Origin of the sequence: Nocardioides sp. REDSEA-S30_B4, assembly GCF_001627265.1 — a bacterium.
GTDB lineage: Bacteria > Actinomycetota > Actinomycetes > Propionibacteriales > Nocardioidaceae > Nocardioides.
In genome coordinates this window covers 1-10552 of sequence record NZ_LUPI01000100.1, presented here as the reverse complement: position 1 = coordinate 10552, position 10552 = coordinate 1, and the positions used below count along the sequence as shown (strand labels likewise).

The window sequence follows — 10552 nt, the reverse complement described above, 5'->3', positions numbered from 1 at the left end:
GTGCGGGGGTGGGGTCGGCGGGGACCGCACCCATGACGGCGGTGGCCGGCTCGGGCTCGGGCGCCGCGCCGACGGGGGGTACGACGGCGGTGGCCGCGTCGGCGGCGCCCGCCGCTCCCGCAGCGGCTCCGGCGGCACCGGCCGCGCCGCCCGGGGAGCGCAGCGCCCGCGCGAGGTCCGCGGCCCCGGCGTACCGGTCGGCGGGGTCCTTGGCGAGCGCGCGGCGCACGACGGCGGCCAGCGGGCCGGGGACGGTGTCGGGGAGGTCCGGGACCGGCTGGTTGAGGTGCGCCAGCGCGGTGGCGACCGGGGAGCCGGCGTCGAAGGGACGGCGACCCGCGAGGCACTCGAAGGCCACGACGCCCAGGGAGTAGACGTCCGAGGCGGCGGTCGCGGTGGTGCCGCGGGCCTGCTCGGGGGAGAGGTACTGCGGGGTGCCGAGCACCTGGCCGGTCTGGGTGATGCCGACGCTGTCCGCGGCCCGGGCGATGCCGAAGTCGGTGACCTTGACCTTCCGGTCCGGGGTGACGATCAGGTTGGCGGGCTTCACGTCGCGGTGGACGATGCCGGCGGCGTGCGCGGCCGCAATGGCGTCGGCCGCCTGGGCCATCAGGTCGGTGGCGGCGTCGGGGTCCATCGGGGCCCCGGGACGCAGCAGCGCGGAGAGCGGCTCGCCCTCGACGAGCTCCATGACGAGGTAGGGCCGGGGCACGCCGGAGCCGTCCACGGACTCGGCCTCACCGAAGTCGAAGACGGCCGCGATGCCGGGGTGGTGCAGCGAGGCGGCGTGCCGGGCCTCGGTCTCGAAGCGGGACCGGAAGGCCGGGTCGTCGGCGTACTCGCGCTTGAGCACCTTGACCGCGACGGTGCGACCCAGGGTCGTGTCGCGGGCGCGCCAGACCTCGCCCATGCCGCCGGTCGCGATGCGCGACTCCAGCTGGTAGCGGCGGGCGTCGTCGGCGAAGGAGCCGGCGTCGCCCAGGGCGCCGCCGGAGCCACCGCCGGCGTGGTCGCCCGGGGTCTGCGGAGGGGTCACTTGTTGATCACCGCTTCCATGATGGCCTTCGCGATCGGCCCACCCAACAGACCGCCGGCGATCTCGCCGCGGTCCACGCCGGGGGCCTTCTGGATCATCACCGCCACGGCGACCTCGGGATCGTCGGCGGGGGCGAAGGAGACGAACCACGCGTACGGCGGCACATCGGGGTTGCCGCTCTGGGCCGTGCCGGTCTTGCCGGCCACCTGGACGCCGGGGATCGCGGCCGGGCGGGCGGTGCCGTTGTCGACGGTGGAGACCAGCAGGTCGGTCAGCTGGTTGGCCGTCGAGGCGCTCACCGCCTCCGAGAGCGCCTCGGGGTCGGTCTGGTCGATCTGCTCGAACTCCGGGCTCTGCACCTCGTCGACGAGGTAGGGCTTCATCACCGTGCCGCCGTTGGCGATGCCGGCGACGACCATCGCCATCTGCAGCGGCGTGGCGGCGACGTCGAACTGGCCGATGCCGGACTGGCCGGTCTGCGGGTCGTTCATCTCCTCGGGGAACCGGGCGGTGGCCTGGGGGAGGAGGTCCTCGAAGTACTGCTGGTTGAAGCCGAACGCCTCGGCCTGGTCGCGCATCCGGTCCGCGCCGACCTCGATCGCCATCCGGGCGAAGGTGGTGTTGCAGGAGTTCTCCATCGACTGGGCGAAGGGGATGCGGTCCGCGCCGCAGTCGCGCCCCTCGTTGTCGATCAGGCCGGTGTCGCCGGTGGTCTGCGGCAACTGGAAGGACGGGCCGCCCGGCACGTCGTCGCCGGCCTCGTAGAGGCCGTTCTCGATGGCGGCGGCCGCGGTGACGACCTTGAAGGTCGATCCCGGCGGCAGGGTGGTCTGGATGGCGCGGTTGAGCAGCGGCTGGCCCGGGTCGTCCTCGAGCTCGTCGCCGGCGGCGGTGACCTCGCTGAGGTCGTGGCTGGCCAGGCGGTTGGGGTCGAAGGTGGGCAGCGAGACCATCGCCAGCACCTTGCCGGTGCGCGGCTCCAGCGCCACCACGGCGCCCTCGCCGTCGGGGCCGAGGACCTCGCGCAGGCCGTCGAAGGCGGCGCGCTGCGCGTCGGGGTCGAGGGTCAGCGCGACGTTGCCGCCGGCGGACTCCTCGTTGGAGAGCAGGTCGACCAGGCGGGTGACGAAGAGCCGGTCGTCCTCGCCGCTGAGGAGGTCGTCCTGGGTCTGCTCGACGCGGCGCTGGCAGCTGCTGCAGGCGCCGGACTGGGCGTTGAAGTAGTTGTACCAACCGGTGACGTGGGCGTAGGCCAGCGGCTGGGAGTAGGTGCGTTGGTACTCGTAGCGGTCGTCGGAGGGCTCGGAGGACGCGATCGGCTCGCGGCCCACGAGGATCGCCCCGCGAGGCTGGGAGAACGCCGCGTCGACGGCCCGGCGGTTGCGGCCGTCGTCGTTGAGCGAGTCGGCCCGCCAGTACTGCAGGTAGGTCACGTTGGCCATCAGCGCCAGGAACATCAGCAGGCAGAAGACCGAGAGGGTGCGGATCGGCTTGTTCATCGCGCCACCCGGATCACCTGGGTGTCGTCGTCGCCACCGGCCTCCTCGACCGTCGCCAGCTCGGGGACCGGGCGGCGCGCGAGGTCGGAGACCCGCAGCAGCAGCGCGATGATCACCCAGTTGGCCACCAGCGACGAGCCACCGTAGGAGAGGAACGGCGTCGTGAGGCCGGTCAGCGGGATCAGGCCGGTGACGCCGCCGATGACGACGAAGACCTGCAATGCGAAGACCCCGCCCAGACCGGCCGCCAGCAGCTTGCCGAACCCGTCGCGGGAGATCAGCGCCGCCCGCAGCGCGCGCTCGACGATCAGTCCGTAGAGCAGCAGGACGGCCATCATCCCGGTGAGGCCGAGCTCCTCGCCGATGGCGGCCATGATGAAGTCGGACTCCGCGAACGGCACCCGGCCGGGGTCTCCGCCGCCGAAGCCGCGGCCCAGCAGGCCGCCCCAGGCCATGCCGAAGGTCGCCTCGACCGGCTGGAAGGCGGTGTCGTTGGTGCCGGGGCCGTAGTAGGAGAAGGGGTCCAGCCACACGTTGACGCGGGTCTGGACGTGGCTGAACAGCTGCCAGGCCACCAGCGCCCCACCGAGGAAGAGCCCGCCGCCGACGACCAGCCAGCCCGCGCGCTCGGTCGCCACGTAGAGCATGAAGAGGAACAGGCCGAAGAAGAGCAGGCTGGAGCCGAGGTCGCGCTGGAAGACCAGGATGCCGAGGCTGATCAGCCACATCCCGAGGATCGGGCCGAGGTCGCGGCCGCGCGGCAGGTCGACGAACAGCAGCCGGCGACCGGCCAGGGCGAGCGCGTCGCGGTGGAGCACGAGGTAGCCCGCGAAGGCGACGACGAGCAGCACCTTGGCGACCTCGCCGGGCTGGAAGCCCAGGGGGCCGAGGCGGATCCAGATGCGGGCGCCGCGCACCTCGTTGCCGATGAGCGGCAGCATCGGCAGCAGGAGCAGCACGATCGCGCCCAGGCCCGAGGTGTAGGTGAACCGGGTGAGGATGCGGTGGTCGCGCAGGAACAGCAAGGTGGCGACGAAGAGCCCCACGCCGATCGTCATCCAGATCAGCTGCTGGGCCGCGAAGCCGGTGTCCTCGGTCAGGTCCAGGCGGTGGATGACCGCGAGACCCAGCCCGTTGAGGGCCGCCACCACCGGCAGCAGGACCGGGTCGGCGTAGGTCGCGGTGGCCCGGACCACGAGGTGGGCCACGATCACCAGGGCGGCCAGCCACCCGCCGTACCCGACCAGGTCGGCGGGGACGGTGCCCTCCACCCCGATGCCGACGGCGGCGTAGGCGCCGATGCCGACCGCGAGCGCGAGCACGAGCAGGAACAGCTCGGCCCCGCGGCGACGGCGGTGCACGAAGCCGAGGAGCGGGTTGCCGGTGGCCTGGGACACCCCGCTCACCCCTCCTGCCCGTCGGCGCCGTCGGGGGAGCCGGTCATCTGCTCGGCGAGGTTCTCCACGATCGACCGGGCGTCCTCGAGGTCGTCGGCCGCGACGCCGGAGCGGACGCCGTCAGCGACGTAGCCGGGCAGCCGGTCGAGGGTGACGTTGGTGGACTCGTAGGGCTCGGAGAGCTCCACTCCCGGCAGGGAGAAGTCGATGCCGCGGAAGACGTGGACGGTGCCGTCGACCTCGCCGACGTAGTACTGGTCCTGGGTCCACGACCACGCGGCGGCGACGACGATCCAGGTGAGCCCGGCGACGACGAGCATCGCGAGCAGCCGGCGCAGCCACGCGAAGCGGCGCGGGGGCCGTGGGGCGTAGCGGGCGGTCTCGGGGTCGATCGGGTCGCTGGGGATGGCGTGGGCGTCGGCCGGCAGGTCGTCGGGCAGCTCGGCCTCGACGGCCGGCTGCTCGCCGGTGTCGCTGCGCCCGCGGAACAGGCCGGTGGCCAGCGGGGTGCGGTGCGGACGACGGCGTACGTCGGTGGCCGCGCCGACCACCATCGGCTGGAGGTCCGCGAGCGCGTCGGCGCGCTCGGCGGCGCCGGCCTCGTCGAGGACGTCGGCGACCAGGCAGGTGACGTTGTCGGTCGACCCGGCGTCGAGGGCACGACGGACCAGCTCGACCGCGGCGAAGTCGGGGGTGCCCTCGGCGAGGATCGCGCGCAGGTCGTCGTCGTCGAGGGAGGCGGTGGCACCGTCGGAGCAGACGAAGAGGCGGTCGCCGGCCTGCAGGGCGACGACGAACAGGTCGGGCTCGGCCTCGTGGATGCCGTCGACGGCCTTGAGGATGAGGTTGCGGTGGGGGTGGACCCGCGACTCGGCCTCGGTGATGCGGCCCTCGTCGATCAGGCTCTGGACGAAGGTGTGGTCGCTCGTGAGCCGGCTGATCTCGCCCTCGCGCAGGAGGTAGGCGCGGCTGTCGCCGATGTGGCCGACGCCGACCTGCCGGCCGTCGAAGTGCAGCACGGTGGCGGTGGTGCTGGTGCCGTTGAGCGCCGGCTCCTCGTCGACGACCTCGCCGATCCGGTCGTGGGCGCGGTGCAGTGCACCGCCCACCCGGCCGAGCAGCTCGTCGGACTCCATCGCCCCGGGGGGCTCCTCGTCGAGCTTGCGCAGCTGCTGCAGCGCGACGCTGGAGGCGATGTCTCCGCGCATCGCGCCGCCGACGCCGTCGCAGACGGTGAGCAGCCAGGGGCCGGCGTACCCGGAGTCCTGGTTGTCCTTGCGGACGCGCCCCACGTCGGAGATCGCCGACCACTGCAGGCGCAGGGTCGGGGCGGCCGCGCTCGTGGCGCCCGCGGGAGGACTCTGGGGCGCGTCGCTCACTTGCGCAGCTCCAGGATCGTCTTGCCGATCCGGACCTGCGTGCCGAGCGTGATCGTGGTCGGCTGGGTGATCCGCACGGTGCCGATGTAGGTGCCGTTCGTGGAGCCGAGGTCCTCGACGAACCACTGGTCGCCCGCGGCGGCGATGCGCGCGTGGCGGGTCGAGACATAGTCGTCGTCGAGGCGGATCGCGGCGTCGGAACCGCGACCGATGAGGATGGGGGCCTCCGCGAGCTCGGCCCGCTCACCGGCGTTGGAGCCCTCGGTGACCAGCACGTGGGTCGGCGCGCCGCGGCGCTTGGCCGGCTTCTTCGGCTTGGACTCCCGGCCGCGGGGCTCGGGGGAGCGGGCGGTCTCCGGCACGCGGGCGCCGAACATGTCCGAGCGGATCACCGAGATCGCGGAGAGCACGAAGATCCACAGCACCGCGAGGTAGGCGATGCGGATCAGCAGCAGCGTCAGCTCAGACATCCTCGGAGACCACCCTGACCTTGAGCACGGTGTTGCCGATGGTGACCTCGGTGCCGTCGTCGGCCACCGAGCGGCTCATCTTCTGGCCGTCGACGAGCATGCCGTTGGTCGAGCCGAGGTCGCGGACGTCGATGTGCAGCCGGTCGCCGGAGGCCTCGACGCGGAACTCGACGTGCTGGCGGCTCACGCCCGGGTCGTTGATGCGGACGTCGGCGTCGGTGCCGCGGCCCACGATCGCGCCCGGGGGCGCCAGCGGGTGCTGGGTGCCGTTGACCTCGAGCACCGCGCGGGCGCGGCCCACCTGGGTGTGGGTGCTGTTGCTGCTGACCTTGGCCAGCGCGCGGCTGCGCACGCGGAACCGGCCAGTGGTGAGGTCCTCGGAGGCCTCGAAGTCGATGCTGACCGGGCCCGGGAAGGAGTAGCCGTTCTGCTGGGCGTGCTCGGTGACCTGCTTCTCCAGCTCCGCGGCCATCGCCGAGTCGTACGGCGCCAGCCGCTCGAGGTCGGTCTGCGCGAGCTCCACGTGGAAGTCGTTGGGGACCAGGCGCCGCTGCCGCGACAGGATCTGGGCGTTGTTGTCGCACTCGCGCTGCAGGGCGGCGGCAATCTCCACCGGCTGCACGGCGGACCGGAAGGCGCGCGCGAAGGCCCCGGAGATCATCTGCTCGAGTCGTCGCTCGAACCGCTGCAGGCTGCTCACGTCCGCCTCCTTCCCTGTCCGAGCGTCGTGGTGCTGCACGTGGGGGCCGGGCCGACGGGGCAGGCCGACCGCCCGGCACGCAGGCCGGGTGCGCCCGCTCGTAACGAAGGCGGTGCGAGGGGGCGCCACCCCGCGGGTCCGTGGACGGTCGCCGGGCGGGTCGTTCGCGGGGTTGCTGGCCGGGGCGCTGGCCGGGTCGTCGGGCGGGTCGGTCGCCGGTTTGGGTGCGGGACCGGGACTGGGATAACCTGCGGACGCTTCACGCGCGAGTGGCGGAATAGGCAGACGCGCACGGTTCAGGTCCGTGTGTCCGAAAGGACGTGGGGGTTCAACTCCCCCCTCGCGCACAGGAGCGAAGGCCCCGGGTCGATGACCCGGGGCCTTCGTCGTGCCCGGGGGTCGCGCGGTGGGTCCCCGACCGGCCGGAGGCGGCGCTCTACGATCGGGGCGTGGGACGAGCGAGCAGCCCGGGGGCGGGCCGGCCGGGGCGTCACCGTGCCGAGCCCGTGCCGGCACCGTCGCGGCGCCCGCTGCTCGTGCTGTCCGCGATCACGGCCGCGCTGGCCGTCGGGATGGTGGTCGGGGGACCGGTCGCCGGAGGTCGGGGGACGACGCAGGCGCTCGACACCGCCGGTGAGCAGGGCTCGGCGCAGCTCGAGGCTGCGGCTGACTCCGGCACTGCGTCCGGGGCCGGGTCCGGTTCCGGTTCCGGTTCCGGTTCCGCGATGACGGTGCTCCCCGGCCGCACGCTGGAACGCGAGCCCGAGCCCGAGCCGGTACCCGTCCCCGAGTCGGCGTCGGGGACCTTCGCGATCGCCGAGGTCGGTGGGTCCTCGGGGACCAGGCCCGACGGCGCGGGGCTGCGCCTGACGTCGTACCGGGTGGAGGTGGAGGAGGGGCTGCCCTTCGACACCGGGGCGGTCGCCGACGAGGTGGAGGCGATCCTGTCCGACGAGCGCGGCTGGGTCACCCGCGGACACCTGCTGGTGCGCGAGGACGGCGACGCCGACCTGCGCATCCTGCTCGCCTCGCCCACCACCGCCGACCGGCTGTGCGCCCCACTGCTCACCCGCGGGCGGCTGTCGTGCCGCAACGGGCAGAACGTCGTGCTCAACGCATGGCGCTGGCAGAACGGCGCGGAGACCTACGGGGACGACCTCGAGGGCTACCGGCAGTACCTCGTCAACCACGAGACCGGGCACGCACTGGGCTACGGCCACCTCGGGTGCCCCGAGACCGGCGCACCCGCGCCGGTGATGGTGCAGCAGACCAAGACGCTGCTGGGCTGCGCGCCCAACCCCTGGCCGGCGCTGGAGCGCTGACGCGCCGGTCAGTACGCCGGTGAGTCACCGGCGCGCGCGCCGTACTGCTCCTGCAGCGTCTCCCGCAGCACCGCGAGGGCGCGGCCGAGGTGCCGCCCCTCGGGGCAGCCCGCGTGCTGCTCGGCCACAGTGTCCAGGCGGCGGAGCGCCGGCAGCAGCGAGAGGCGCGGGTCGCTCTCGCGGAACCAGAAGGTCTCGGTGTTCTGCACCAGGTCGACGTCGACGGCGGCCAGCTGCGTGGCCCAGGCGGCCGCAGTGGCGGTGTCGACGTCCTCGGCCGGCCCGTCGCCCCCGGTGCGCGACCAGACGTCGACTGCGAGGCTGCGGCGGCGGCTGAGCACCGGGTAGATCTGCGTGATCCAGGTGATCGCGGCGGTGATCACGCTGAACCCGAGCAGCGCCTCGAGCGGCGCCAGCCACCGCAGCGCCGGGTCCTGCACGACGACGTCACCGAACCCGAGGGTGGAGATCGCGACCATCGAGACGTAGAGCGCGTCGAGCAGCGGGGGTCCCTGGGGCGAGCCCTGGCCGTAGGTGAGCCCGTCGGGCACCAGCGGCCACAGGACCAGCGTGAAGCCGGCGACGACCAGGCCCAGCCAGACCAGGATCGTCAGCAGCACCGCGCCCGGGCCGGCCAGCTGGGCCACCCGGTCGCTCAGCCGGTGCAGCGCCGACCAGGTGCCGCGGCACAGCAGTGCCGCCAGGCCACCGTGACCGCCGGGGTGGAAGAGCGTGTGGAACACGTCGCGCAGGGTCAGCCCGACCACGAGGACACCGGCCGCCGGCGTGAGGACGTCGAGGGCGAACATGCCCCCACCGTGGCACAGCCGACACCCGCCCGGTCGGGCGACGGCGCCGCACGTGCCGCCGTGGGAGGGGCCTCGTCGCTGCCCGGATGTCACACGGGTCGTGTCCGTCCCGTCCACCCGGTAGGAGCGGCGTCACCGCTCCGGTCGAGGGACTCCAGGAGGATGAGCAGCATGCGGATCGCGGTGGCAGGGGCGACGGGGACCGTCGGCCGGCACGTGGTGGAGGTCGCGCGCGAGCGCGGTCACGAGGTGGTGGGCCTGACCCGGTCCGCCGGGGTCGACCTGACGACCGGTGAGGGGGTGGCCGCTCGACTGGAGGGTGTGGACGTCGTCGTCGACGTGACCAGCACCCGGGCGCAGAGCCGGAAGGGCGCCGAGGCGTTCTTCGGGTCGGTCACCCGCACCCTGACGACCGCCGAGCGCGCCGCGGGGGTCGGCCACCACGTGGCGCTGTCGATCATCGGGATCGACCGGGTGCCGTCGGGGTACTACCGCGGCAAGCAGCTGCAGGAGCGGCTGCTCGCCGAAGGTGACCGGCCCTGGAGCGTGCTGCGGGCGGCGCAGTTCCACGAGTTCGCCGAGCAGGCGCTGGGGTTCGTGCCGCTGGGGCCGGTGTCCCTGGTCCCGGTGATGCGCTCCCAGCCGGTCGCGGCGCGCGAGGTCGCCGAGTCGCTGGTGGACCTGGCCGCCTCCGGTCCCGCCGGCCGCGTCGCCGACCTCGCGGGACCAGAGGAGCACCGGGTCGACCGGATGGCACGCGAGCTGTGCCGGGCCCGGGGGCTCCGGCACAGCGTCGTACCCCTGTGGTTGCCGGGTGCCGCCGGCCGCGCCATGCGCGACGGCTCGCTCACCGCCGCGGGGGACCCGACAGCCGTGCTGGGACGCACGACCTTCGCCGAGTGGCTGTCCGCCGGTGGACGCGCGGGCTGAGGAGCTCGCGGCGGCGCTGGAGGAGCACCGACCGCGGCTGGTCCGGGTGGCCTATGCGATCCTCGGCCGTCGCGGGGAGGCCGAGGACGTGGTCGCCGAGACGTGGTTCCGCCTGGTCGAGGCCGACCGGCGCGAGCCCGTCCGCGACGTGCTGGGTTGGGCCACGGTGGCGGTCTCGCGGGCGGCGGTCGACGTGCTTCGCTCCGCGCGCGTGCGGAGGGAGGCGTACGTCGGCCCCTGGCTGCCCGAGCCCGACGTGCACGTCCCAGACCCGGCCGAGCGGGTCACCGTCGACGACACCGTGCGGTACGCGCTGCTGGTCGCGCTGGAGCAGCTGACCCCCGCCGAACGCATCGCGTGGGTGCTGCACGACCTGTTCCAGGTGCCGTTCGACGACGTGGCCCGGGCCGTGGGCCGGACACCTGCGGCGGTGCGCCAGCTGGCCAGCCGTGCCCGCCGGCACGTCGCGGCCGGGACGCCCCGCGTCGAGGTCGACACCCAGACCCACGACAGCGTCGTGACCGCCTTCCTGTTGGCCGCCGCCGGTGGGGACGTAGCCGGCCTGGTGACGCTGCTCGACCCCGACGCGGTCCTCACCAGTGACGGCGGCGGAGTGGTGAGCGCAGCCCGGCGTCCGGTGGTCGGGCCGGACCGCGTGGCGCGCTTCCTGGTGGGCGTCACCGCCCGGCGCAGCGGGGACACCTTCCTGCCCGCGGTGGTCAACGGTCGGCTCGGACTGGTCGCCCTGGCCCCCGACGCGGACGGCTCCGGCGTACGCCGGCGGCTGGTGATGTCACTGACGGTCGACGGCGGCCTGGTCTCCCGGGTCGACATCGTGATGGCGCCGGACAAGCTCGGCGGGTGAACGACACCGGCCGTGCGTCAGTGACTCCTCGGCCGTGCGTGAGTGACGGTTCGGGGCCATGCGCGAGCGACCTCTCGGCCGTGCGCGAGCGACCTCTCGGCCGTGCGCGAGCGACCTCTCGGCCGTGCGCGAGCGACCTCTCGGC

10 protein-coding genes and 1 tRNA gene are annotated in these 10552 nt (G+C 74.0%); 4 read left to right on the top strand and 7 right to left on the bottom strand.

The genetic code is table 11. From position 1 onward, the window contains the following. From A6R01_RS17200 to A6R01_RS17175, 6 genes are all read right to left on the bottom strand, one after another. On the bottom strand, nt 1-1036 hold a 1036-nt coding region (locus A6R01_RS17200; RefSeq protein WP_292608525.1), incomplete at its 3' end, for a serine/threonine-protein kinase. Further along, a complete protein-coding gene (locus A6R01_RS17195) occupies nt 1033-2535 on the bottom strand; it encodes a penicillin-binding protein 2 (protein ID WP_292608522.1) in 1503 nt (500 codons plus the stop codon). The genes A6R01_RS17200 and A6R01_RS17195, both read right to left, overlap by 4 nt. Next, the gene (locus A6R01_RS17190; RefSeq protein ID WP_292608528.1) at nt 2532-3932 is read right to left on the bottom strand and encodes an FtsW/RodA/SpoVE family cell cycle protein; all 1401 of its coding nucleotides are present in this window, start codon (nt 3930-3932) and stop codon (nt 2532-2534) included. The genes A6R01_RS17195 and A6R01_RS17190 overlap by 4 nt, the downstream gene beginning before the upstream one ends. 5 nt (nt 3933-3937) lie before the next feature. Continuing rightward, the gene (locus A6R01_RS17185) at nt 3938-5311 is read right to left on the bottom strand and encodes a protein phosphatase 2C domain-containing protein (RefSeq protein ID WP_292608520.1); all 1374 of its coding nucleotides are present in this window, start codon (nt 5309-5311) and stop codon (nt 3938-3940) included. After that, entirely contained in the window at nt 5308-5781 is a 474-nt protein-coding gene (locus tag A6R01_RS17180; RefSeq protein WP_292608518.1) for an FHA domain-containing protein, read from the bottom strand. The genes A6R01_RS17185 and A6R01_RS17180 overlap by 4 nt, the downstream gene beginning before the upstream one ends. Beyond that, the gene (locus A6R01_RS17175) at nt 5774-6481 is read right to left on the bottom strand and encodes a DUF3662 and FHA domain-containing protein (RefSeq protein ID WP_292608515.1); all 708 of its coding nucleotides are present in this window, start codon (nt 6479-6481) and stop codon (nt 5774-5776) included. Before A6R01_RS17175 ends, A6R01_RS17180 begins: the two co-directional genes overlap by 8 nt. Nucleotides 6482-6744: 263 nt before the next feature. Here A6R01_RS17175 and A6R01_RS17170 point away from each other — a divergent pair. Then, nucleotides 6745-6828: transfer RNA gene (locus tag A6R01_RS17170), tRNA-Leu, on the top strand. 102 nt (nt 6829-6930) lie between these two features. Next, nucleotides 6931-7803, top strand: coding sequence for a DUF3152 domain-containing protein (locus tag A6R01_RS17165; RefSeq protein WP_292608512.1), 873 nt, complete (start codon nt 6931-6933; stop codon nt 7801-7803). Between the two features lie 8 nt (nt 7804-7811). Here A6R01_RS17165 and A6R01_RS17160 read toward each other — a convergent pair whose 3' ends face one another. Continuing rightward, the gene (locus tag A6R01_RS17160; protein ID WP_292608509.1) at nt 7812-8612 is read right to left on the bottom strand and encodes a potassium channel family protein; all 801 of its coding nucleotides are present in this window, start codon (nt 8610-8612) and stop codon (nt 7812-7814) included. A 171-nt stretch (nt 8613-8783) separates the two neighbouring features. Here A6R01_RS17160 and A6R01_RS17155 point away from each other — a divergent pair, with 171 nt between their 5' ends. Both A6R01_RS17155 and sigJ read left to right on the top strand, forming a co-directional pair. Then, on the top strand, nt 8784-9542 hold the full coding sequence (locus A6R01_RS17155) for an SDR family oxidoreductase (RefSeq protein WP_292608506.1): 759 nt from the start codon (nt 8784-8786) through the stop codon (nt 9540-9542). Next, complete coding sequence (sigJ, locus tag A6R01_RS17150; RefSeq protein ID WP_292608503.1) at nt 9526-10407, top strand: RNA polymerase sigma factor SigJ; 882 nt, start codon at nt 9526-9528, stop codon at nt 10405-10407. Before A6R01_RS17155 ends, sigJ begins: the two co-directional genes overlap by 17 nt. The last annotated feature ends 145 nt before the right edge of the window (nt 10408-10552 follow it).

Excerpts from the sequence above, each read along its gene's own strand:
- A6R01_RS17195 (WP_292608522.1), bottom strand. The coding sequence starts at position 2,535 with ATGAACAAGCCGATCCGCACCCTCTCGGTCTTCTGCCTGCTGATGTTC.
- A6R01_RS17180 (WP_292608518.1), bottom strand. The coding sequence starts at position 5,781 with ATGTCTGAGCTGACGCTGCTGCTGATCCGCATCGCCTACCTCGCGGTG.
- A6R01_RS17160 (WP_292608509.1), bottom strand. The coding sequence starts at position 8,612 with ATGTTCGCCCTCGACGTCCTCACGCCGGCGGCCGGTGTCCTCGTGGTC.
- A6R01_RS17155 (WP_292608506.1), top strand. The coding sequence starts at position 8,784 with ATGCGGATCGCGGTGGCAGGGGCGACGGGGACCGTCGGCCGGCACGTG.